At 34.6% G+C, this 24,367-nt stretch carries 16 protein-coding genes and 1 other RNA gene; 7 read left to right on the top strand and 10 right to left on the bottom strand.

From position 1 onward, the window contains the following. Positions 1-241 precede the first annotated feature (241 nt). From B0M43_RS22765 to B0M43_RS22755, 3 genes are all read left to right on the top strand, one after another. A complete protein-coding gene (locus B0M43_RS22765) occupies positions 242-1,141 on the top strand; it encodes a hypothetical protein (RefSeq protein ID WP_078005517.1) in 900 nt (299 codons plus the stop codon). A 134-nt stretch (positions 1,142-1,275) separates the two neighbouring features. Continuing rightward, positions 1,276-2,685, top strand: a complete 1,410-nt coding sequence (locus B0M43_RS22760; protein ID WP_078005516.1) for a hypothetical protein — start codon at positions 1,276-1,278, stop codon at positions 2,683-2,685. Between the two features lie 302 nt (positions 2,686-2,987). Continuing rightward, positions 2,988-4,790 (top strand): glycoside hydrolase family 2 protein, encoded by a 1,803-nt coding sequence (locus tag B0M43_RS22755; protein WP_078005515.1) that lies wholly within the window; start codon positions 2,988-2,990, stop codon positions 4,788-4,790. 78 nt (positions 4,791-4,868) lie between these two features. Here B0M43_RS22755 and B0M43_RS22750 read toward each other — a convergent pair whose 3' ends face one another. From B0M43_RS22750 to B0M43_RS22735, 4 genes are all read right to left on the bottom strand, one after another. After that, the gene (locus B0M43_RS22750; protein ID WP_078005514.1) at positions 4,869-6,326 is read right to left on the bottom strand and encodes an NAD(P)/FAD-dependent oxidoreductase; all 1,458 of its coding nucleotides are present in this window, start codon (positions 6,324-6,326) and stop codon (positions 4,869-4,871) included. Between the two features lie 43 nt (positions 6,327-6,369). Further along, on the bottom strand, positions 6,370-8,355 hold the full coding sequence (locus tag B0M43_RS22745; RefSeq protein ID WP_078005513.1) for a GAF domain-containing hybrid sensor histidine kinase/response regulator: 1,986 nt from the start codon (positions 8,353-8,355) through the stop codon (positions 6,370-6,372). A gap of 162 nt (positions 8,356-8,517) precedes the next feature. Continuing rightward, positions 8,518-8,914: a transfer-messenger RNA gene (gene ssrA / locus B0M43_RS22740) on the bottom strand. A 67-nt stretch (positions 8,915-8,981) separates the two neighbouring features. Beyond that, positions 8,982-10,184: a serine hydrolase gene (locus tag B0M43_RS22735; protein WP_078005512.1), complete on the bottom strand. Its 1,203-nt coding sequence runs from the start codon at positions 10,182-10,184 to the stop codon at positions 8,982-8,984. Between the two features lie 240 nt (positions 10,185-10,424). Between B0M43_RS22735 and B0M43_RS22730 the strand changes: the two genes are divergently transcribed. Next, the gene (locus B0M43_RS22730; protein WP_078005511.1) at positions 10,425-11,627 is read left to right on the top strand and encodes an NAD(P)-dependent oxidoreductase; all 1,203 of its coding nucleotides are present in this window, start codon (positions 10,425-10,427) and stop codon (positions 11,625-11,627) included. Positions 11,628-11,808: 181 nt separating this feature from the next. Here the strand turns inward: B0M43_RS22730 and fumC are convergent, their stop codons facing one another. Further along, entirely contained in the window at positions 11,809-13,194 is a 1,386-nt protein-coding gene (gene fumC / locus B0M43_RS22725; protein WP_078005510.1) for a class II fumarate hydratase, read from the bottom strand. A gap of 244 nt (positions 13,195-13,438) precedes the next feature. Further along, positions 13,439-14,575 (bottom strand): IS110 family transposase, encoded by a 1,137-nt coding sequence (locus tag B0M43_RS22720; protein WP_065450665.1) that lies wholly within the window; start codon positions 14,573-14,575, stop codon positions 13,439-13,441. A 507-nt stretch (positions 14,576-15,082) separates the two neighbouring features. Between B0M43_RS22720 and B0M43_RS22715 the strand changes: the two genes are divergently transcribed. Beyond that, complete coding sequence (locus B0M43_RS22715) at positions 15,083-15,253, top strand: hypothetical protein (RefSeq protein ID WP_089477451.1); 171 nt, start codon at positions 15,083-15,085, stop codon at positions 15,251-15,253. Positions 15,254-15,672: 419 nt separating this feature from the next. Here B0M43_RS22715 and B0M43_RS22710 read toward each other — a convergent pair whose 3' ends face one another. Both B0M43_RS22710 and B0M43_RS22705 read right to left on the bottom strand, forming a co-directional pair. Further along, positions 15,673-18,177 carry an outer membrane beta-barrel family protein gene (locus B0M43_RS22710; RefSeq protein ID WP_078005508.1) on the bottom strand — a complete coding sequence of 835 codons (2,505 nt, stop codon included), beginning with the start codon at positions 18,175-18,177 and terminating at the stop codon, positions 15,673-15,675. Between the two features lie 94 nt (positions 18,178-18,271). Further along, complete coding sequence (locus B0M43_RS22705) at positions 18,272-18,616, bottom strand: ArsC/Spx/MgsR family protein (protein ID WP_078005507.1); 345 nt, start codon at positions 18,614-18,616, stop codon at positions 18,272-18,274. A 114-nt stretch (positions 18,617-18,730) separates the two neighbouring features. Between B0M43_RS22705 and B0M43_RS22700 the strand changes: the two genes are divergently transcribed. After that, positions 18,731-19,669 carry a CPBP family intramembrane glutamic endopeptidase gene (locus B0M43_RS22700; protein WP_078005506.1) on the top strand — a complete coding sequence of 313 codons (939 nt, stop codon included), beginning with the start codon at positions 18,731-18,733 and terminating at the stop codon, positions 19,667-19,669. A gap of 1 nt (position 19,670) precedes the next feature. Continuing rightward, entirely contained in the window at positions 19,671-20,714 is a 1,044-nt protein-coding gene (locus tag B0M43_RS22695; protein ID WP_078005505.1) for an AMP-binding protein, read from the top strand. 297 nt (positions 20,715-21,011) lie between these two features. On the opposite strand, the gene B0M43_RS22690 is transcribed toward B0M43_RS22695, so the two are convergent. Beyond that, on the bottom strand, positions 21,012-22,241 hold the full coding sequence (locus tag B0M43_RS22690; protein ID WP_078005504.1) for an RsmB/NOP family class I SAM-dependent RNA methyltransferase: 1,230 nt from the start codon (positions 22,239-22,241) through the stop codon (positions 21,012-21,014). Positions 22,242-22,386: 145 nt separating this feature from the next. Then, positions 22,387-24,360 carry a KUP/HAK/KT family potassium transporter gene (locus tag B0M43_RS22685; RefSeq protein ID WP_065450568.1) on the bottom strand — a complete coding sequence of 658 codons (1,974 nt, stop codon included), beginning with the start codon at positions 24,358-24,360 and terminating at the stop codon, positions 22,387-22,389. Positions 24,361-24,367: the final 7 nt, after the last annotated feature.

Here is a 24,367-nt window from a genome sequence, read left to right as displayed (position 1 = left end):
GCAAGAGACAAGAAGCAAGATTAGATGAGGAATACTTTCTGTATATTCTTTATTCTATTCTCTTAAAAAAAACAAGAATCAAGATTTGCTGAGAGGTCTATTCTCTTTGTTCTTTGTTCTTTATTCTTTGTTCTTTATTCTTTATTCTTTATTCTTTCTTCTTTCTTCTTTCTTCTTTCTTCTTTCTTCTGTCTACTCTTTCGTCTATTCTGTTAAAAAAAAATAATCAAAAAAAGAAATCATGAACATAAAACTAAATAATATAGCCAAATTAAAATACTTGTTTCTCGTACTTTCGATAGGTTTGCTTTCCTGCGATGATGATATACGTGAAGTATATCTTTATAATCAGGGAAAATTAGAAGCAACTTCAACCAATACTGCTGTTAAAGCAGGAGAAACAGTTACTTATACCGATGCGTCAACAAAAGTACGTGCTGTAAAATGGACTTTTCAGGGCGGGGCTCCGGGATCTTCAATCGAACCAAATGTTGAGGTAAAATATACTAAAGGAGGAACTTTTACAACAACTCTCGAAATCACTTTTGTTGATAATACGATACAAAAGAAAACATTTACTGTAGAAGTCGAAGCTCCTGCAACGCCACCAATTGTTATTCCGGCTGATGCGCTTAAAATTTACTCTGATAATACTGATTTTACCAAAACAGCACCTGTTTTAAATTGGGTTTCAAGCAATCAGTTTGTACTTAAAGAAGTGGCTACTGATGGTTATGAAGGAGCTTATAGAAATTTTTCTCTTCCGGCCACACCGCCTGCAGCTGAAGCCAAATGGGCAATGGCAATTCTGTCGTTTGTAAATTTCACGGATATCACTTCTTACACTTATATCAATATGGCGGTAAGAACAACTAGCACGGGAAAAATCAGATTTAGAATGAAAGATGCCTCGAATACAGGTTATGTAGAATTTGATGCCACAAGCAATTTATACGGATTAAAAAGAGATGGAAGCTGGAATATGGTTAAGATCCCAATTGCAGAATACAAAAAACAGAATTCGGCATTAGATCTTACTAAAATTAAAGATATTTTGGTTTTAAGAAGCGTTGATCCGGAAGATGTAAGAGCTTTAAATAATTACATTTTCGATATTGATCATATCTATTTATCTAAATAATTAGAGTGAACTCAGTCTCAGTTTTCAGTCTCAGTTTTCAGTTTAACATGACTGATAACTGGGACTGCGACTGAGAACTGAGTACTGCGACTGAATACTAAAAAACACCTCTTAAAAAAATAAAAACTAATGTAATGAAGCATTTCCTTTATCTCATATTCTGTTTAGTAAACCTGATTTCTTTGCAGGCGCAGAATAGTATTAAATATCAAAAAGTCGAAGCCCGACAAAACGCTTTAGATCCCAAATGGATATCGTATGAAGCCAAAACGGTTGATAAGCTACCCGGATTTAAAACTAGAAAACAAGAACCAATTTCGATTTATGGAGGATCAAAAGTCTGGCAAAAAGAAGCTACAGGATTTTTTAGAACTCAAAAGATAAACAACAGATGGTGGATTATCGATCCCGAAGGTTATCCGTTTATCTATAAAGGAGTTGCTGTTTTTAATGCGGGCCGTTCTGTAAATCAGCAAAAAGCATTTGATAAAAAGTTTGGAAGTCAGGAAAATTGGCTCAAACAAGAATCAAAATTACTTCGCGATAATGGGTTTAACGGAGTAGGCGCGTGGTCGAATACAGACTTAGTTCGAAAAGGAGAAAATCCGCTGGTTTATACGGTTATTGTTTCCCCAATGGGAATGTATCATTCTGATCATATTAAAAAATACGGTGGAAAATACAAAGAAGCCAGCTGGCAAAATTACCGTTTTGATTTGGTTATGGTTTTTGACAAAGAATTTGATGCGTATATCGAAAAAGCATTCAAAGACGTTTCTCAGTACAAAAATGATAAGTATTTGATGGGTTATTTTACTGATAATGAACTGCCGTGGTATAACGACGCATTAGATAAACATTTAACTTCATTGGCCAAAGATGAACAAGGTTATCTCGCTGCAAAAGAATGGCTGGATCAAAGAAAAGGTTTTAATGCTTCGATATCAGATGTAAATCAGGAAGATAGAATGGCATTTACTGCTTTTTATTTTGAAACTTATATGAAAAAGGTAACAGCGGCGCTTAAAAAAGCAGATCCCAATCATCTTTATTTAGGATGTCGTTTTAATCAGGATAAAGAACAGGAATTAACAAATCCGGAGATTTTTAAAGTGGCCGGAAAATACATGGATATTGTTTCGATCAACCATTACAGGAAATGGGAACCAAGTCAGGATTTAATGAACAATTGGGGCGAATGGTCAGGAAAACCTTTTTTAATTACAGAATGGTATACGAAAGGAGAAGATTCTGGATTGCCTAACAATACCGGCGCCGGATGGCTCGTTCGAACGCAGAAAGAGAGAGGACTTTTCTATCAGAATTTCACGTTGGAATTACTGAAAAATAAAAATTCGGTGGGATGGCATTGGTTTAAATATATGGATAATGATCCCGAAGATTTAACGACTGATTATTCGAACAGAGATTCGAATAAAGGAATTGTAAACAGTGCATTTGAACCGTATACGCCTTTACTAAAAGAGATGAAAATCATCAATGATAATGCGTATCAATTAACGCAGTATTTTGATAAGAAATAAATTTTTAAAGACATAGAAACATAGGTTTTTTAGACTGAAAAAAGTATAATAAAAAAAACTAGTTTCTAATATATAGACTAAGCTTTGTGAATCTAAACAAGTAAAATCGGCTCAATCTGCCTAATCTGCGAGCTAAAAATTTTTCCCGCAGATTTAGCAGATTAGCAGATAAAATTGAGAATAGAAATCCAGCTATGTGCATTTAAATAAGTGAAACGCCTTTTTTAAAGACAAAGAAAATCTATTTTTCTATGTGTTAAAATATTACGCCAGATAATTAAAAATAAAAAATAATTTAAGCTATGAGAAAAATAATAATGCTGTGTTTTACTTTTCTGATTTTTGGGAAAACGATGGCGCAGGAAATTCCGTTACTTGCGAATATTGCGTCACGAAACAACATCAACCTAAACGGAAAATGGAGTTATATTGTAGATCCGCTTGAAAACGGATATTACGATTATCGTCTTATGCCCTTTAAAGACAATGGATTTTTCCAAAATAAAAAATTCAACACCACTGAGTTGACCGAATATAATTTTGCAACTTCTGCTACTATGGATATTCCTTCTGATTGGAATTCTAAAGACGAAAGATTGTTTTTTTACGAAGGAACGGTTTGGTTTGAGAAAGATTTTAATTATAAAAAGAATTCTCAAAGCAAAGGTATTCTTCATTTTGGAGCAGTCAATTATGATGCGAAAGTGTATGTAAACGGAAAATTGGCAGGAAGTCATGTTGGCGGTTATACACCATTTAATTTTGATGTAACCGATTTATTGGTCGACGGCAATAATTTTGTGGTTGTAAAAGTAGATAACAAACGCCATAAAGATAATGTGCCAACGGTAAACATGGATTGGTGGAATTATGGCGGAATTACCAGAGACGTTACTTTGGCCCAGGTTCCGAATACGTATATTGAAGATTATCTGGTGCAGCTGGATAAAAAAGACAAAACAAAAATCTCAGGCTGGGTAAAATTAAACAGTGAAACGGCAAATCAGTCGGTTTCGATTAAAATTCCGGAACTTAAAATTAAGAAAAACATTACAACAGATGCCAAAGGAATGGCGTATTTTGAGATTAAAACCAATCCTATTTTATGGACGCCTGAAAAACCAAAATTATACGACGTAACCATTGACAAAGCAGATGAAAGTATTGCGGATCAAATAGGATTTAGAACCATTGAAACAAAAGGAAAAGAAATTTTGTTAAACGGAAAGAAAGTTTTTTTACGCGGAATCAGTATTCATGAAGAAGCTCCATTTCGATCAGGAAGAGCCTGGTCTACAGAAGATGCGGTTACGTTATTGACCTGGGCAAAAGAATTGGGCTGTAATTATGTACGTCTGGCGCATTATCCGCATAACGAAAACATGGTAAAACAAGCCGAAAAAATGGGCTTAATGATCTGGTCTGAAGTTCCGGTGTATTGGACTATTTCGTGGACAAATCCGGATACTTACGCCAATGCCGAACGTCAGCTACATGATATGATTTACAGGGATAAAAACCGTTGTGGCATTGTAATTTGGTCCATTGCAAACGAAACACCGCATGGTGACGATAGAGATATCTTTTTGAGTAAACTGGCTAAATATGCACGTACTCAGGATAATTCGCGTTTAATAAGCATGGCGATGGAAGTAACCAAAAGTCCGAACAACGTAAATACACTTCACGATAATATGAACGAATATGTAGATATTGTAAGTTTCAACCAATATTTGGGCTGGTACAGAGGAACCAACGAATCGTGTAAAGACATGCAATGGATAATTCCGTATAACAAACCCGTTATTATCAGTGAGTTTGGTGGAGAAGCTTTACAAGGTTTGCATGGTGATAAAAAAGAGCGCTGGAACGAAGAATATCAGGAAGAATTGTATGTTCAAAACACTCAAATGTTCAATCGTATAGAAGGTTTGGCGGGAGTTTCTCCTTGGATTTTAGTCGATTTTAGATCACCAAGAAGACAGTTGCCTAATATTCAGGATTTCTTTAACCGTAAAGGATTAATTTCTGATCAGGGAATTAAAAAGAAAGCTTTTTATGTCATGAAGGATTGGTATGCTCAAAAAGAAAAAGACTATAAATAACAGAAAGTTTAAATAATTAAAAAAGTGCGGTTGCCTGAAAAGACGACCGCACTTTTTTTTGTGAATTATATTAAGATTTTATTGTTTTAAATCATCTTCTTTTTTCTTTATACACCTTCCTCTTGGCTCGTCACCTTCATGAAGTACAATTTCTGAATGCAGGAACTGTGCAGCTTCTGCAGAATCTTTTACTTTAATGGCACTTCTTTCTAACATCTCTGATTCAAATTCATTTATGACACTTTCTCTTATGCCTACTTTTCTCCATTCAGACACTGGTCTGCATCCTTTTGAAATGCCACGAGCGAGAGCAAGGGCATCCAACAGCGCCTGATTGGCACCTTGTCCTTTAAACGGACTCATGGGGTGAGCTGCATCTCCAATCAAAGTTACTTGTTTGGCTTTCGATAATAATGTAGAATTAAGTAATTCCCTATCATAAACAGGATAACCGGAAATTTGCGCTTCCTGAGTCGCTGCTATAATCTGCGGAATAGGATCGTGCCATTGCGTTCTTCGGCTTGCTTCGTCCTTAAGCGCCTGAGTTCCCTGAGCACTAAGCGTTTTTGCTTCTTCTTCCGGCATTGGAAAACTAAGCTGCCACATAACAGAATCTGCCGTATAAGGCATTATGTAAATACGCTCATTGCCGTTAGCGGTCTGAAATACGGTTGCTGAATCCAATAAATCACTATCAATTCCGTCAAGAGCTTTTAATGGACAAATGCCCAATATCACGATACACTCCAGATAACGCAAAGGTGTAATGTTTTCACCAATCAGTAATCTTCGTACGGAACTTCGAATACCATCGGCTCCAACCAAAAGATCAGCTTTTACGTTTTTTATTTCACCATTAACCTGAAATTTTAAATCAATACCTTCGTTTTTGTTTGTTTTAAAATCAACCAATTGATGTCCCCATTCTACAAAATCATGACCTCCGAGTTGTTCTAATAATGCCAATCGTAAAGATTGTCTTGCAATATGCACATTGGTTCGTTTATTCGCCGTTTTAGTATCGGATTGTAACCATTTTCTAATTCCCCATTCCCCAATGACTTTTCCTTCTGTAGTATGAACCAAATGCCTTGTTGAAACCACACCATCTTTCAGAGAGAAAATACCCAATCCTTCTATGGCTTTACTGGCTTGCTGCAAAGTAAGTCCGTAACCCTGAGATCGTGCCTCGAAGTTGTGATCACGTTCATAAAGAGTAAAAGGAATTCCGCGATGTAAGCAGGCAACGGCCAAAGCCACACCGCCAATACCACCACCAATTATAGCAACATGTGGATAATTTTCTTTATCCGCAACAGGTGCGCTAGCTGACCGAATCAATCCTGAGCCATTACAGTTCAGGCATACGTATAAATTACCTTTAGGATAAACCGGAGCCGTTCCTTCTTTTGTTTTTTCAAACTGATCGAGAGCAATCTGGTAGAGCAGTCGCGCTTTCTTGCTGATTCTTCGGCTTTTTTTGCCGCGTCCCTGACATTCCGGACAAGTAGTCCAGCTGTTTTGTTGATTTTCCACTTTTTTGCTTTACGCTTTATTTAAGTTGGTACTAAAGTAGGATTTATATTTCCTTTAAAGATTTAATTGCTTCACTGATTTCCTGATCTAAGACAGTAATCATAGTGACAGTTTCAGCGCTAAATTGCCCAAGTTGAGCTTCTTTCTCAATAATCGATAAATAATTGCTAAGGTCATTTAGCATAAAGATGTCTAAACTGGATTTCATAATATGAGAAAGTCTGAGTACTTCATCATTATTATTGTTATGAAATGCCTCGCTTAGTAGAATTACTTCATTGGGAATTTTTTCCAGAAAAAGACCAATCATATCCTGCTTAAATTTAGGGTCCCCGCCCGATACTTCATCCAGAAATGACAAATCTATTTTTCTCTTCAAAACAGGAGAAATGTCTTTATTTAGTGCTGTTTTTATAGCTTCTAAAAGTGCTTCCTGTTTAAAAGGTTTTGGCACATAAGCATTCATTCCTTCTTTATAACAACGTTCTTGCTCACCTACAAGAGAGTGTGCGGTCATGGCAATAATAGGAATGCTTAAATTCATTTTATTTCTAATATGATGCGTAGTTTGATAACCGTCTTTAACAGGCATTTGAAGATCCATTAAAACTAAATCATATTTATTTTTTGATAAAAGATCGATGCCTATTTCACCATTTTCGGCAATATCCAATTCAAAACCAAAATTATGAATAACGATTTTTGCCAGTTTCTGATTTAAAGCATTGTCTTCACAAAGAAGTATTTTTAGTTTACCGGGATTATATTCTGCTGATGGTTCGTCTGCTGTCTCAATGTAATTTGCTTTTTTATAAGTAATTACAAAGAAAAATTCAGAACCAACGCCTTGTTTACTTTTTACATAAATTTCGGCATTTTGTAATTCAATGAGCTGTTTTACAATGTTAAGGCCAAGCCCTGTACCGCCAAATTTTCTTGTCGTACTTTCTTCTGCTTGTGTAAATCGTTCGAAAATCGTTTTAAGTTTTTTCTCCGGTATACCTATTCCGGTATCTTTAACAGAAAATCTAAGTGAATAATTATCGGCAGTTTCATTCACTTTTTTTACAGAGATAGTTACTTCCCCTTCTTCAGTAAATTTTAGCGCATTACCGGCAAGGTTTACTAGTATTTGGTTGAGTCTTCCCTGATCGCCAATTGCAATTTCAGGCATATCGGCATCCAGAAAAAGATTAAATTCTACAGCTGCGGGAACTTTTACTTTTAATAAATCATAAACATGTTTAAGTGTTTTTTTTAAATTGAATGGCTGTGCATCAATCATCAAATTACCTGATTCAATTTTCGAAAGATCCAGAATATCATTAATGATCAAGAGCAAGTTTTCTTCTGCAACCTGAACACTATTAATATAATCACGCTGAACATCGTCTAGTTTTGTTTGAGCCAAAAGATCTGTAAAACCAATTATCGCGTTTAAAGGCGTCCTGATTTCATGGCTCATATTGGCCAAAAAACTATCTTTTGCCAACACTGCACGTTCGGCAATTTTTTTCTGCTTAGCCAGTTCATTATTCTTTGTTCCTAATTCTAACTGGTTGATAACGTGCCTTGCAATAATAGAAAGTGCATTTCGTTGGCTTTCATTAAGTTCTTTAGCGACATGATCTATGGCGCAAATGGTTCCTATATTATATCCGTCAGGAGTTGTAAGCGGAACCCCGGCATAAAACCTAACTTTGAAACCTTCAACAACATTAGGATCGTCTTTAAATCTTTCGTTTAAATGAGTGTCGCTTATTTCAACCATTTCAGATTCCATGATAGTATAGCGGCAAAAGCTAATTTCACGAGGCACTTCAGATATGCCAATTCCTATTTCAGATTTAAACCATTGTCGATCCCGGTCTATAAATGAAATATGAGCGATAGGCACACTGCAGATATAAGAAACCAGTTTGGTTGCATCATCAAAAGTATGTTCGGGCAACGTATCAAGAATGTTATAGCGTTTTAATGCTGCCAGACGTTCAAGTTCGTTGTGGGGTGTAGGTTGGGAATTGTTCATTCTATGGGAAAGTAAAGTGCAAAAGTATAAATAATATTAGATAAAAGTTTTGAATTTAATTTATCTATAACAAAGTTCTTGGGATTGGTAATTTAATGCAGCTATTATTTATGGTTTGATCTGAAATAAAAAAAAGGAAGATATATCTAAATATCTTCCTTTTTGTGGAGTCGCCGGGAATCGAACCCGGGTCCAAACAAGCAACTAAAGAGCTTTCTACGCGTTTATTTCCTGATTGAATTTTCGATGTTAAGCTAGGTCAGGAACAACCACTCAACACTTATCTTCTTAATTTCGAAATCCACCCGAAGCTCATGGAAATCTAGGTCTATTTTTACGGTTCCCCTGTACTGACCGCCACAAACCAAGGCTTTCAAGGAGAATCCAGCTTCCCTATCTGATAGGGACGTGGCTTAATCTTACTATAATTCGGATTATGCAGCTAAAGCGTAGTTATTTTCGCCGTGTAAAATTGTAAGATCTTATATTTACGAGCAAGGTCTCAATGCTCGACGTGCTTACTTTTCAATTCGACTTGCTGTCAAAACCAGTCGACCCCAAAAATGAGTTTGCAAATTTATACTATTTGAAGTTAGTTTTGTAATAAATTTTTCAGAAAAATAATATTATTCTTCATCCTTGAAATTAAACGGATAATCGCCAAAAATAGGAGCCAATTTACGAACTGCATAGGTTTTCGTTGTCATTTTATTCGATAAAGCAATAATGGTAACATGCTCTTTCATTAACGGAATATAAGATGATGTATTACCATGCCACCAACCGTTGTGAAAGTAATAGTTTTGGCCCGTTTCCCAATTGATCATTCTAATACCTAAACCGTAGTTTTTGGTACCTTTTCTTTCATTACTATAACCGGTATAAACTTGTTTTAAAAGTTCAGGTTTTAAAAATCCGGGAGCATTTCTGGCGCGGTCAAATTTTAAAAGATCTCTTGCAGTCGAAAATACGTTTTTATCTCCGTAAACATTATCCAGATAATCAAAACCAATTTCGACACCATTACCTTTATAAGAGGGAACGATTTTTTTTCTGTCCTTATCATCATCAAAAACATAAGTATGCGTCATTCCAAGAGGCTTGAATATCATTTCAGACATGGCTTCTTTGTATGACAGACCTGTAATTTTTTCGATAATAAGCGCAAGCATTGCATAATTGGTATTGCAGTAACTAAAACGTGTTCCGGTTTTAGCTTCTAATCCAATATCTTTTGTAGCCAAAATATCAAGAATATCTTTATTGGTTAGTTGATTGTGTCTGTCCCAAACCGACTTGTCTCTGTCTGTAAAATAAGCGTAATTACGCATTCCGCTTCTGTGAGATAATAACATTCGAATCGTACAATCCGGATAGGGAAATGTTTTTAAAATAGTGTTTACTTTTTGGTCCAAATCGATTTTACCGGCATTCACCAATTTTAAAACTGCTGTTGCAGTCAAAACTTTACTTACGGAAGCAATTTGCACCGGAGTTTCTGCTGTTATTTTCGTTTCTTTATTTTTATTGGCGAAACCATTATATCTTTCAAAGATAATCTGACCATTTTTGGCCACTAAAAAACTTCCGTTCATACTATTGTTCGGCCAGTTTTTTGTGTAAAAGTGATTTATTCTTCCGGCAACTGAATTGATATAAGCTTGTGAAATTTTAGTTTCATTTGCTAATGGTTTCATTTTAGGTAAAGTATCTTCGACTTCTGCTGTTGTATCTGTTTGTGTTTTTTTGTCTTTACCACAAGAGGTTAAAACTAGTATTGAGAAAAGTATTTGTGGTATATTTGTTTTTTTAAGGAGGCTCATTTTCATCATTCTTTAAAAACAAATATATAGAATTCAATATTTATGTTTTGTCTTTTTTTACTGTTTAAAAAGACTATTTTAACAAAATATTAAGACGTAGTTTAATTAGTTGATTGTTATTCAGCTTCTAACGGTTTTAAAACATTCTTAGTTGTATTTTCACAACAAAAATTTAACTAAATTTGTTACATTTGAAACAAATTTAAGTAAAAAAGTTATATTAATAATTATTTTAATCTGCTATAAATGAAATTTGGAATTATAAAAGAAAGAAAAAATCCACCGGATCGACGTGTTGTATTTTCACCAAATGAACTTGCAAAACTGAAACAAACCTATCATGATGCTATTGTTGAGGTAGAAAGTTCTGATATTAGGATTTTTTCTGATGTTCAATATAAAAGTATGGGAATCACTGTGACAGACGATGTTTCTGGCTCTGATGTTTTATTTGGCGTAAAAGAAGTTCCTGTAGAAAATTTGATTCCAAATAAAGCGTATTTCTTTTTTTCGCATACGATAAAGAAACAGCCTTATAATCAGAAATTATTGAAAGCAATTTTAGAAAAAAATATCGATTTGTACGATCATGAAACTATTGTTGATGATCAAAATCGTCGCTTAATTGGTTTTGGAAAATACGCCGGAATGGTTGGTGTTTATAATGGAATTCGTGCTTTTGGGATAAAATTTGAATTGTTTAAATTGCCCAAAGCAGAAACTCTTGCCGGAAAAGATGCCTTGATCATGCATTTGAAGCGTCTTAATTTGCCTGCATTAAAATTCATCCTGACCGGAACCGGAAAAGTAGGCAGCGGCGCCAAAGAAATTCTGGATGCTATTAAAGTTAAGGAAATTACAATCGAAAATTATCTGACTAAAAACTATGCTCAACCTGTCTATGTTCAATTGGATGTTTTAGAATATAATAAAAGGATAGACGGAGAGGTTATTGATTTTAGAGATTTTGTAGCCCATCCTGCTGAGTACGTTTCTGATTTTGAAAAGTTTACTAAAGTTTCGGATATTTATTTTGCCGGGCATTTTTATGCTACTGGCGCTCCAATGATTTTAACGAGAGAAATGTTGAATGCCAGTGATTGCAAACTAAAAGTTGTGGCTGATATTTCTTGTGATGTGAAGGGGCCAATTGCCTGTACTTTGCGTTCGTCGACAATTGAAGAGCCTATCTATGGTTATTTTCCTTTAGAAGACAGAGAAGTTGAGGTGTTTCATCCTGCAGCTGTTGTAGTTATGGCAGTCGATAATTTACCTTGCGAAATCCCTAAAGATGCCAGCGAAGGTTTTGGAGAGCAATTTATGGAACATGTTATTCCTGCTTTCTTCAATGGAGATAAAGACGGAATTTTACAACGTGCTAAAATCACCGAAAATGGTAAGTTGACGGAAAGATTTGCCTATTTGCAAGATTATGTAGACGGGAAATAATTCATAATTATAAATTGTTAATTATGAATTGTTAATTGATTTTAATCTTCAGAGTACAGTATTGAATATAACAAAAGAGCTTTCTATTATTTAGAAAGCTCTTTTTTGTTAACTATGGATAAAGTATATGCATCGATTGTTTGGAATAATTTACCATTAACAATTCACAATTTATAATTATCTAAACCATCTCCTCCGGTTTTACCCACGCATCAAAATCCTCTGGAGTTACGTAACCCAAACGAACAGCTTCGTCTTTAAGCGTTGTTCCGTTTTTGTGAGCGGTTTGAGCAATTTCGGCTGCTTTATAATAACCTATTTTGGTGTTTAAAGCCGTAACCAACATCAATGAATTGTCTACCAATTCTTTGATTCTTTTATAGTTGGGTTCTATTCCCTGAGCGCAATGTTCATCGAATGAAACGCAGGCATCTCCTAACAGTCTTGCTGATTGCAGGAAGTTTGCAGCCATAACAGGTTTAAAGACATTTAGTTCATAATGTCCCTGCATTCCGCCAACGGCAATTGTCATATCATTTCCTATTACTTGTGCGCATACCATGGTTAAGGCTTCGCATTGCGTTGGATTTACTTTTCCGGGCATGATTGAGGATCCTGGTTCGTTTTCGGGAATATGAATTTCTCCAATTCCGGAACGTGGTCCTGAAGCCAGCATTCTGATGTCGTTTGCTATTTTGTTTAGTGAAACTGCCAATTGTTTTAATGCTCCGTGTGTTTCAACAATCGCATCGTGTGCAGCCAGCGCTTCAAATTTATTTTCGGCTGTAACGAAAGGCAGGTTGGTGAATTTTGCGATGTATTCGGCAACTTTTACATCGTAACCTTTTGGTGTATTTAGTCCGGTTCCTACTGCGGTTCCTCCAAGAGCAATTTCTGAAAGATGTGCTAAAGTATTTTTAAGCGCTTTTAATCCGAAAGATAATTGAGCGGCATAACCTGAAATTTCCTGTCCTAAAGTTAATGGTGTAGCGTCCATGAGGTGCGTACGGCCAATTTTTACAACGTCTTTAAACTCGGTTGCTTTTGCAGCTAAAGTTGCGTGCAATTTTTCGACTCCCGGAATGGTGGTTTCAATTACCATTTTATACGCTGCGATATGCATGGCGGTAGGGAAGGTGTCGTTTGATGATTGCGATTTGTTTACATCGTCATTGGCTTTAATAAAAGGTTCTCCTTCGCCAATATTAAATCCTTTTAAAACTTGTGCGCGATTGGCGACAACTTCATTCACGTTCATGTTGCTTTGGGTTCCCGAACCGGTTTGCCAAATCACTAACGGAAATTCATCCTTTAATTGCCCGGCAAGAATTTCGTCGCAAACGGCTGCAATAGCGTCACGTTTTTCGGCTGGTAAAACGCCTAAATCGGCATTGGCGTAGGCGGCTGCTTTTTTTAGATAAGCGAAACCTTCTATGATTTCTTGTGGCATTGATGCCGAAGCGCCAATTTTGAAATTATTTCTTGAACGTTCTGTTTGTGCTCCCCAATATTTATCGGCTGGAACTTGTACTTCGCCCATGGTATCTTTTTCTATTCTGTATTTCATGATGTTATATATGTGTGATTATTGTTTGTTGTTTAATGTTTGTTGTTTAATGTTTGTTGTTTAATGTTTGTATGGTAAATGGAACGCGGATGAAACAGATTTAATTCGTTAAGTCGCGGATTTACACGCATTTTTTACTGGTATGCTTACTATTTCTTTAGTTAATAAAAACTTCTTTTGGAAAACTATTGCCCTAGGTACTATCTTAATTACCTAATTAATTTTAATATTTTTTATCTTTGTTTTAACAGAGAGGAAACTTACTGTGATCATTCGCTGGATGTTTACCTTGTGCAGCCTCAATTTTATTGGGGCTGTTTTTTATGCCTTTTTCAAAGGCAAACAGAGAGAAAGACTTCTGCTCCTTTTCTTGGATGCTTTTTATATAATTTGGTTCAAAGCGTTCCTTTTTCTTCCACATATAATAAATCATTGTCAGTAATTTCTTTTGAACGGCAACATAGCTTTTCATTTTGATTCCGTGCTTATTATAAGTTCGTTCAAATAGTTCCTTAAATGGTTTTACTTCGCATTTTATAACAACAAGTGATGGCATGTGCATTGCTCTTCTAATTCTGGAATTACCTTTTTTTGATATTTTGGTTTTTCCAACCCTGGTTCCTGATTGGGCTTCTACAACATCATAACCTGCGTAAGAAACCAATTGTTTGTAGTTGTTGAAGAGTTCGAAACCATTAGTTTCGGCTAAAATTGTTGCTAAAGTTAAAATCCCAATGCCTTTTATTTCTAAAATATTAGCAACACGTTCAGCTATTTTTGCATCTGATTTTATGTGGTTGTTGATTACTTTTTCCAATTCTTTCAGCTGTTTGTCAAATAAAATTATGGTTTCTTTTAATTGATTTGTTACTGGATCGACTTGATGCATGGCAAAACTTAATGCATCGAATTGATTTTTTAAAACCGTTTTTAATTCGGTTACATTTTGATGTTGTCTGGTATATAGTCGTAATTCATAAAAAAATGTTCCCATAGGCTGCCAGGTATCCAAACATTGCTCGGCTCCCATCTGGGATAATCCTTTGGCATCGATACTATCATTTTTTGATTTTAATCCAATTGCTTCCAAATACTTTTTGGCCTTATTGGGTAAAATAATAGAAACCGAAAATCCTTTTTCAAATAAATAATAAGCGCAATTTTCATGATAAATCCCTGTAGCTTCCATACATACAACAACTGGAACATTTTCCTTTACGTGTTTTAATACCCAATCTTGTAAAATTTTAAATCCTTTTTTATTATTGGAAATTACAGTACTTGATTTTACAATTACTTTTTGTTTTTCATCAATACAACTCATACAAGCATTGATCTTTTTGCTTGAAACGTCTAGTCCCACAGAATACTTTAAATTCATAATTCCATATTTTAGAATAATAAACAAAAAATTACACTGGTCTTTGCTCATTTTTTATACAGCATCTTTATCTAAAATAAAGTGCTTAAGTACTATTGTGACTTAAAATGTAATTAAAACTAAGAGGATTTACCTAGTGTTTACAATATCATCAATGATGTATTTCGCCCCGATAGAATTTTGCAACTTAGTTCTGTTTATCAATAGTTTATATCCAAAGATAAGATTTTGATATAATAATGTAAAGATATGAGCCCTGATGGGAGCGGCATCCTTTTGTGTCCGCGGCGGCGGACACAAAAGATATAGTGGACAGCAGGAATCAGCTCCTGAAAATACTCATGTTCTTATAGTTTAGCTAGTTAAATAATATTCGAAAAAATCCCTTATTTAAAATGAGTTTAAATATACGGATTATTGTGATTTTATGAAAATTGATTTGGTTTTTATTGCTAAGGAAAAATATAAAACATACATTTGTCCTTACATTCAAAAATTCCGGAAAACATGTTTGAATTTTCACAGTACTTAGGCTTTTTACTTTTCTTGACCATACTAACTATAGGGTTTTGGTTGATGTTTTTCTTAGTTGGTTTCGTATCTTATTGGGTTACGGGAGCAAGCTGGGAAATGATCAAAGAGAAAAGAGCAAAGAAAAAAGCAGAACAAGCAATTTAATTTTAAGTTGACTTTATAAAAAAAGGACCCGTTTTTACGAGTCCTTTTTTTTGTTCCAAAAAATGAAATTCCAAAAATAAAAAAATCCAAAAAGCCAATCCCAAAACCTATACAGAAAGAAAAAATTTACCGCAAAGAACGCCAAGGTTTTCTTACTATCAGCTTTTTATAAAAGGCAAAGTTCGCAAGCTTTATGTTGATTTAGCTTAGCGAACTTTGTGTTTTAAACATTCTTAGATAAAAATCTTTGTATTCTCTGCGGTAAAAAAATGTAGATATTATGTTTTCAACAACATTTACAGTTTATCAAAAAAAAAACCAAATTCCAATTTTTAAATTGGAATTTGGATTTTAAATTTTGGAATTTATCCAATGAGATTGGAATTTGGAATTTTTTATTTTTGGAATTTCACGAAGTGTTATCCAGGAAATTCTCCTCCGCCGTCACCATCATTTCTTGGCGCACCCGGTTTTTCTCTTTCGGTTTTAGGTTTATTGAAACGATAGGTAAACGATAAGTTGAATTGACGTTTACGAAATTGCATTTCACCATATGATGTCTGGCTTTCAAGAGTTGTATCATTTTGAAGGTAAGTGTATGACTTCATGATTCTTGAGTTGAAAATATCGCTAATATTGAATGCAATAGTAGCTTTATCTTTTAAAACATCTTTACTAAAAGCAGTATTCATGGCAAATTGTCCAAGGTTTTTACCCTGAGCTGTTTTTTGTTCCCCATTGTAGACTCCGCTTAACTGCCAGTCGATTTTGTATGGTAAAGTTAATTTTGAGTTGATTCTGGCAAACCAGGTTGTGGCTTGGTTGTCCAGATTTTGTACAACAACGTTTCCTTTAGTATCAGTGTACGTGTTTTCTCCGGTAGTTTTTACGTTGTAAATATTGAAATTACTGTTTACTCTCCATTTTTTGAATGGAGTATAATTCAATGTAAATTCAAAACCGAATTTTTGCTCTCTTCCTAAGTTAATTGGACGGCTTAAAATAACCGGAATTCCCTCAACTGGATTATCTGGTGTAGGAGTTACGACCTGACCATCATAATCTACAACGTCGCCTGTAGGAGTTCTTACGAAACTAAAAACGTCTTTTGTGTTTTCGAAATAAGCCGAAGTATTAAAAGTTACTTTGTCCCAACGTTTAAGATATCCAATATCATATTTATCAGTTAGAGACGGATCAAGATCCGGATTTCCCTGAAAAATATTGACATTACTGGAGTAATTTGTTGCAGGATTCATGAAACGTCCTCTTGGTCTTGACAAACGTTTACTGTAGCTTGCCGTAAAATTACTCTGATCTGAAATTTCGTAACTAATAAAAGCACTAGGAAATAAGTTGTTGTATTTCTTAGTATTGAAATCATTATTATCTAATAAGTTCACCTGAATGTTGGTGTCTTCCCAACGTAAACCAAATAAATAAGAGAATTTGTTTACTTTGAAACCGTATTGCGTGTAAATCGCATTTATGTTTTCTTTGTACTCTAAAGTATTTGAAAGATTGGGATTAGCAATACCACTATTGTCGGTTATTATGTATTTGTTGTTTAAGTCACCAAAATTACCTTTGTATCCGGCTTCGAACTGGCTTCCTTCGCCTAAAGGCAAAACATAATCAGCCTGAACTTGTATTTGTTTTTGAACCTGATCGTTTAAAGTATTATTAAAATTAGGTGATGCTGTAATAAGACTATTACTGTCATCTGTATTTCTTGAAACCGATAAATCGGCAGTAAGTTTGTGTCCTTTGTCGTTGAAGTTTTTAATTAAATTTGAAGTATACTCTACATTTTCGCTATCTGTATCTCCATTGTTCAAACGGAAAGAAGTTCCTGTAAAAGCTCGATTAGCGTCGAAATTATTGTAGTTAATTAAATCTCTGCTATTTCCATTACTTTTTTGGTAATTAATAGCATTTGTCCAAAATGTATTTGGCGCAACTGTCCATTCTACACCTGCTCTTCCGTTGAATCCTTCGTTGGTTCTTTTAGTGTCACGATCTTCATCTAAATATCCTTTAGGTGTTTTATCGGCATTAAAATATTCCGTATTGGTTAATCCTCCACCTTCATTGGTTCTGTAGTTGTAACCTGCAGTTGTGAAGTAGTTTAATTTTTCGGTTTTATAATTCAGGTTGGCACTTGCACCATACGTTTCAGGAATACCTGTTGAGGCAATAAAAGTTCCGTTTAGTCCCTGATTTTTTCCTTTTTTAAGAATGATGTTGATCAATCCTGATCCTCCTTCTGCATCATAACGTGCTGATGGGTTTGTAATTACTTCTACTTTATCAATAGCATCTGCCGGAAGCTGGCGTAAAGCTTCGGCAACGTTGATGGCGTTTGAAGGTCTTCCGTCAATTAAAATTCTGATATTATCACTTCCTCTTAAGCTTACGTTTCCTTCAGTGTCAACAGAAACCGATGGAACATTGTCCAAAACGTCACTTACAGTTCCGCCTTTTACCATCATATCCTGGCCTACATTGTATACTTTTTTGTCCAGTTTTATTTCTACTGACGATTTTTCTGCACGAACAACAACTTCATTCAGTTGTGCTGCGTCTTCAGATAGATTTACGACACCTAAATTAGTATCATCCTGAATATTTTTTCCTTTAATCTCGGTTGCTTTAAACGAAATAAACTCAACTTTTATATCGTAAGTTCCAGGAGCAATTGCTACATCAAATTCCCCTTTAGGATTTGTGATTCCGCCTGCAATGACTTTAGTGTCATTTGGTGCTGTGATCGAAATAGTGGCATATTCAAGAGGTTGTTTGCTTATTTTTTCGAAAACTTTTCCTGTAACTTTTACTTTGTTTTTACCTGGTGGTTGTTGCGCGTAATTGTAAAAACTTGTAAATAGGAATACAAGTAATACAGCAAATTTGATTTTTTTCATTTTAATTTCTGGTTTCTTTTTCTTTTAGACCGCAAATGTACCTTTTGGTTTAAAGAGAGAAATCACAAAAAAATGTTAATAATGCTCTTTATAATCAATCTAAAAAAGAAGCAACTTTCTCTAAATCGCGTCCTATAATTGCTTTTCCGTCCTTTATAACAATTGGACGTTCTATTAAAATGGGATAATCTGTCATGGCCTGAATAATCTTGTCATTGGTTAATTCTTTTCCTTTATAATTTTCGATCCATATTTTCTCTTTAGTTCGAACTAATTCAATGGCCTCAAGATTTAATTTTTTGAGTAATGCTTTTAGCTCATTAAAATCAGGAGTTTCTGTCAGGTACGGAATGATTTGGTATTCCTGATTGGTTTGCTCAATAAAAGCCACACAGCTTCTTGATTTTCCGCAGCGTGGATTGTGGTAAATTTGTATCATTTTGTTATATTTAAAGTGTGTTAAGTGAATTAAATTAAAAATTCGGTATTTTAGCAAGACCAAAAGTAAGATTTAGTTGTTAAATCGAATTCTCATTTTTAAATTATTATAAATATGTTTTTAGAGCAAGGAATTAAATCTCAAAATAAGTTTTGGTTGTATCTAGTTGGATCAGTTTTAATTATTATCGCGTCATTTATAGGTCAGATTCCTTTTTCTGTTGCGGTGTTGGGAAAAACTTTGACCGGGAAACAAGCAATTCCAACAGATAATGCTGCCGTTATGAAAATATTCGAGCCAAATCTTACCTTGTTTTTGGTTATGATTTCGTTTGCTTTTGCATTTGCCGGTATTTATTTTGTACTCAAATATTTGCATCATCAAACCCTTTTATCGGTTACAACATCAAGAAAAGCGGTCGATTGGAAACGTATTTTTTTCTCCTTCTTTCTTTGGTCTTTTTTTACAATACTAAGTTTTGTAGTAGTGTATTTAAACGCTCCTGAAAATTTTGTATGGAATTTTAAACTGGTTCCTTTTTTGATTTTATTGGTTTTAGGAGCGATATTGATTCCCATTCAAACCAGTACCGAAGAATATATTTTCAGAGGATATCTAATGCAGGGTTTTGCTAATTTGGCTCTTAATAGATGGTTTCCGTTAATGATGACCTCTCTTATATTTGGGCTAATGCATATTTTTAATCCGGAAGTTGCTAAAATGGGTTACGTTATTATGGTTTATTACATAGGAACTGGCTTGTTTTTAGGCGTTATTACCCTTATGGATGAGGGAATAGAATTGGCTCTTGGTTTTCATGCTGCCAATAATTTAATCGGAGCTTTATTAGTTACTTCAGATTGGTCTGTCTTTCAGACTCATTCTATTTTTAAAGATTTATCAGAGCCATCTGCCGGCCTTGATGTTATATTGCCGGTTGTCATAATCTATCCTATTTTACTTTTTATTTTTAGTAAAAAATATAATTGGAGTAACTGGAAAGAAAAATTAACCGGTAAAATAAATGTTGTAGAAATTTCAAATCAATTATAAAATGTCAAAATTAACACACAAAAATGTTCACAACTATTTTAAGATAAATGGTTTTCATTTAAACGCTGACGAGTTGCGCCGTGTTGCTTATGATTATATAAAAGAAGGCGACGGAAATGAAGCTGCAATAGGGGAGTTTCTGCTCGATTGGTTCGATGATAAGGACTATATCGAGATGAAAACTTCCGGAACCACGGGGCTTCCAAAACTAGTAAGATTAGAAAAACAAGCCATGATTCAGTCTGCCTTAGGCACTGGAGATTTTTTCGAATTAGAGCCGGGAAATAAGGCTTTACTTTGTTTGCCTGTGCAATTTATTGCCGGTAAAATGATGTTGGTTCGTGCTATTATTTTAGGTCTCGAATTGGATATTGTTGCGCCAAGCACACAACCATTAGGGCTAAATACAAAAGAGTATGATTTTGTTGCTATGGTGCCTTTGCAGGTTCAGAATTCGATTGATAATTTAAAAAATGTAAAAAAACTGATAGTTGGCGGTGCTAAAATGGATACTGCTCTTGAAGAAAAAGTTTTGCCATTGATAAAAACCGAAGTCTATGAGACATACGGTATGACGGAGACCATTACTCATATCGCTGCGAGAAAAGTGGGAGAGAATGTTTTTACTGTTTTGCCAAATGCAAAAATTAGTCTGGATGATCGCGGATGTTTGGTGATTACTGTTGCTGCTATTTCTGATGAGCCAATTGTGACCAATGATTTGGTCGAATTGATAAGAGAGAATCAATTTATTTTCCTGGGAAGAATTGATAATGTTATTAATAGTGGAGGAGTAAAGCTCATTCCAGAACAGATAGAAGCAAAACTGATAGGTAAAATAAATACCAGATTTTTTGTAACAGGAGTTCCGGATACTTCTTTGGGCGAAAAATTAATTTTGGTTATCGAAGGCGAGAAACAAGAATTTGCGCCAGAGTTTTTTGATGTTTTAGATAAATATGAAAAACCAAAAGAGATTGTTTTTGTTCCGAAGTTTAAAGAAAACGAAAACGGGAAGTTGTTGCGTAAGCCAAGCATGGCTTAATGAATTTAAAATAGGTTGCTGTTTTTAGTCCCTACGGGACAAATAGCCTTTTTCGGTATGCTTTTTCACCAATATTTAATCTCTAAGAGATATTTCTTTTTGAATATTTATCTTGTAAAAAGGTTTCAATCTCTGTAAGTTGACTCCGTTAGGAATTTAATGTTGGTAAAAAAAGAGAGCTCAATAAGTAAAAATATCCCGTAGACCCTATACTTCTCTCGTGATAAAATAAATAAATCCCAAATTCCAGCCTTACAATTGGAATTTGGGATTTAAAAATTGGAATTTAAATTTTAACTATTCTTTTATAACAGCGTCTTTGCGTTCCATTAAAGCCATATAAAATCCATCAAAACCAGATTCAGAAGCTAAAATTTTACGATCTTTTATGAAAGTAAATTGTTGTCCGATTTCGGTTTTCAGGAATTTTTCTACCTGCTCCTGATTTTCAGATGGTAAAACAGAACAAGTTGCGTAAACTAACTTTCCACCTGGTTTTACAATTTTAGAATAGCTTTCTAAAACTTCTGCCTGTACTTTACGAATATTATCAATAAATTCAGGTTTCAGTTTCCATTTGGCATCCGGATTTCTTTTAAGAACTCCTAAACCACTACAAGGTGCATCAATTAAAACACGGTCTGCTTTTTCGTGTAATTTTTTGATCACTTTTGTAGTATCGATGATTCTGTATTCAATATTAAAAGCACCATTTCTTTTGGCTCTTAATTTCAATTGTTTCAGTTTGCTTTCGTACAAATCCATTGCAATCAATTGTCCTTTGTTTTCCATCAAAGAAGCAATGTGCAGTGTTTTTCCTCCGGCACCGGCGCAGGTATCTACAACGCGCATTCCTGGTTTTACATCCATAAAACCGGCTACTAATTGTGAGTTGGCATCCTGAACTTCAAAAAGACCTTGTTTAAAAGCGTCAGTCAAAAATACATTGGCTCTTTCTTTTAATACTAAAGCTTCAGGCTGATCTTTTAAATATTCTGTTTCAATATTCAAATCCATCAACGTATTTCTCAGGCTTTCTTTAGTTCCTTTAAGCGTATTGGTTCTTAAAATAACTTTAGCAGGCTGGTTTTGAGCGGCAATTTCTGTAGCCCAAACTTTTTCTCCAAGTTCTTTTACACCTAATTCATCCATCCAGTCCGGAATAGATTCTTTTAAGGCTCTAACTTTAGATAGTTCATCAAAACGTCCTTTTATTTTTCTTTCGGGAGTTCCTTCCAGTTGTTTCCAATCCGGGATTGGGTATCCTCTTAAAACGGCCCAAACTGCGAACATTCTCCATAGATTTTCTCTGTCGAAAGGTTCTTTTACTTCGGCAATTTCTGCGTATAATCGTTTCCAACGAACAATTTCGTATATCGTTTCAGCAACAAACTTCCTGTCAGAACTTCCCCAACGTTTGTCTTTTTTTAATGCTCTTGCTACCACTTTGTCTGCATATTCTCCTTCATTGAAAATTGCATTTAAAGAATCGATGGTAGTATAAACTAAATTTCTGTGTAATCTCATTTTAATTATTTGAGTTGCAAAGGTACTATTAATTGATTGAAAGTTAAATTTTTAATTTTGATTGTTGTTTTAACTTCCTTTAAAAAGAAAAAAAACACTCTAATAAGTTTAAAAGAGTGTTTTTTGAATGTATTTTAGAATTGATTTATTTGATAATTCGGGTTAGTCCGATGTTTTCCGGAGCGTGAAGCACCATTGGGAATTTCTCTATTTTAACTGAACTACTATCTAGACCAAATGCTCTTTCTTCAGACAAACTCAGTTTCTTGATAAAGAAATAAGAGTTCATGATGATATTTTCGTGCCATCTTAAATCATTATCGTTCGATAAGAATTTCTCAGACAATACAAATTTGAAATCACCAATAATATTGTTTTTGTTTAATGATTCGTAACGGCTGGTAATATCTACTTCGCCACGTTTTACCATATCGCGAATTACTTCTCTAAACATCAAATTGATTTTGGTAGGTTCTCTAAATCCTAAATTAAAATCGATTCTGTAAATGTCATCTTTTGCAATTTCGGTAACTTTATATTGTGTTTTATATGGTTCAGTTAAGATATTTACGTGAACAAACCAGTAGATATCAGCTCTTTTTGGTCGTTTTTGTAATATCGAATAAATTACCTTTTCCTCCAGTTCATCTACGCGATTAGCATTGGTCATATAAACCAAATGTGTTGCGTATTTAGGAATAGATAAGTCTTCGCTCAACTCCATTAATACTTTCTTATAATCGTCAATTTTGATGATTTTAGTATAGCTTTTATTAATTTTCTTAGCCAAATACCAGATCGTCATGATAGAGATAAGTACAGACGCAATGATTAAAGTCACGTAACCTCCATCTGCAAATTTGGTAATATTAGCAATCAGGAAACTGAATTCAATTAATAAATAAATGGTAATAAGCGGCACCATGAAGTATAATTTTACACGCTTCATGATTAAGTAATAATTAAGCAAAATAGTAGTCATGATCATACATAGTACAATCGCTAAACCGTACGCATGCTCCATATTACTTGATTTTTCGAAATGCAAAACGATTCCAACACAACCAAAAAACAACAACCAGTTAATTGACGGAATGTATAATTGTCCTTTTACTTCGGTAGGATATTTGATTTTTACTTTTGGCCAGAAATTCAGACGCATTGCTTCGTTGATCAATGTAAATGAACCACTAATAAGGGCCTGAGAAGCAATAACCGCTGCTAAAGTCGCTACAACAATTCCGAATGGTAAAAACCAATGCGGCATAATAAGATAAAATGGATTTCCGTTTTCTCCACCTAATTGTTGCAAAGTACTTCCTTCATGGTGCGTTAAATACGCAGCCTGTCCAAAATAATTTAATACCAAAGTCAGTTTTACAAAAATCCAGCTGATTCTGATGTTTTTTCGACCACAGTGACCCATATCAGAGTACAATGCTTCAGCTCCTGTTGTACATAAAAATACTAATCCAAGAACAAAAAATCCTTCAGGATGTATTTGTAATAAATGATAAGCATAATATGGGTTAATGGCTTTTACAACTTCAGGATGTTGTAAAATTTGAATGAATCCTAATGTGCCAAGCATAGCGAACCAAATTAGCATCATTGGTGCAAAAAACTTTCCAACCAGCTTGGTTCCAAATTGTTGTATGGTAAATAAAATAAATAGAATCCCAATTACAATATATACTATTGTATCGGTTTCCATTTTAGGATAAAATGCTCTAATTCCTTCTACCGCTGATGATATCGAAATAGGCGGCGTTATAATTCCATCGGCAAGCAATGCGCTTCCTCCAATTATGGCGGGCACAATGAGCCACTGAATTTTTGTTTTTTTGACTAACGCATATAATGCAAAAATACCACCTTCGCCATGATTATCAGCACTTAAGGTAATAAGTACGTATTTTATTGTAGTTTGTAAAGTCAAAGTCCAAAAAACACATGAGATACCTCCTAATACAATATCCGCGTTTATGATATGTTCGCCAAGTATGGCTTTCATTACATATAATGGAGAAGTACCGATATCCCCATAAATAATCCCTAATGTGATCAATAAACCCCCTATAGACAACTTACTATGTAAGTTTTTATGCGATGCGCTCATGTATGTT

The organism is Flavobacterium sp. KBS0721 (genome assembly GCF_002007065.3).
Lineage (GTDB): Bacteria > Bacteroidota > Bacteroidia > Flavobacteriales > Flavobacteriaceae > Flavobacterium > Flavobacterium piscis.
Note: the sequence above shows the minus strand (reverse complement) of the source record. Positions and strands in the feature narration are given on the sequence as shown.

What these genes read in the sequence shown, in the direction of transcription:
- B0M43_RS22760 (WP_078005516.1), top strand. Translation starts at nt 1,276, where the DNA reads ATGAAGCATTTCCTTTATCTCATATTCTGTTTAGTAAACCTGATTTCT.
- B0M43_RS22715 (WP_089477451.1), top strand. Translation starts at nt 15,083, where the DNA reads ATGTTTGAATTTTCACAGTACTTAGGCTTTTTACTTTTCTTGACCATA.
- B0M43_RS22745 (WP_078005513.1), bottom strand. Translation starts at nt 8,355, where the DNA reads ATGAACAATTCCCAACCTACACCCCACAACGAACTTGAACGTCTGGCA.
- B0M43_RS22695 (WP_078005505.1), top strand. Translation starts at nt 19,671, where the DNA reads ATGTCAAAATTAACACACAAAAATGTTCACAACTATTTTAAGATAAAT.
- B0M43_RS22710 (WP_078005508.1), bottom strand. Translation starts at nt 18,177, where the DNA reads ATGAAAAAAATCAAATTTGCTGTATTACTTGTATTCCTATTTACAAGT.
- B0M43_RS22690 (WP_078005504.1), bottom strand. Translation starts at nt 22,241, where the DNA reads ATGAGATTACACAGAAATTTAGTTTATACTACCATCGATTCTTTAAAT.
- fumC (WP_078005510.1), bottom strand. Translation starts at nt 13,194, where the DNA reads ATGAAATACAGAATAGAAAAAGATACCATGGGCGAAGTACAAGTTCCA.
- B0M43_RS22720 (WP_065450665.1), bottom strand. Translation starts at nt 14,575, where the DNA reads ATGAATTTAAAGTATTCTGTGGGACTAGACGTTTCAAGCAAAAAGATC.
- B0M43_RS22765 (WP_078005517.1), top strand. Translation starts at nt 242, where the DNA reads ATGAACATAAAACTAAATAATATAGCCAAATTAAAATACTTGTTTCTC.
- B0M43_RS22755 (WP_078005515.1), top strand. Translation starts at nt 2,988, where the DNA reads ATGAGAAAAATAATAATGCTGTGTTTTACTTTTCTGATTTTTGGGAAA.
- B0M43_RS22730 (WP_078005511.1), top strand. Translation starts at nt 10,425, where the DNA reads ATGAAATTTGGAATTATAAAAGAAAGAAAAAATCCACCGGATCGACGT.
- B0M43_RS22685 (WP_065450568.1), bottom strand. Translation starts at nt 24,360, where the DNA reads ATGAGCGCATCGCATAAAAACTTACATAGTAAGTTGTCTATAGGGGGT.
- B0M43_RS22705 (WP_078005507.1), bottom strand. Translation starts at nt 18,616, where the DNA reads ATGATACAAATTTACCACAATCCACGCTGCGGAAAATCAAGAAGCTGT.
- B0M43_RS22700 (WP_078005506.1), top strand. Translation starts at nt 18,731, where the DNA reads ATGTTTTTAGAGCAAGGAATTAAATCTCAAAATAAGTTTTGGTTGTAT.
- B0M43_RS22735 (WP_078005512.1), bottom strand. Translation starts at nt 10,184, where the DNA reads ATGAAAATGAGCCTCCTTAAAAAAACAAATATACCACAAATACTTTTC.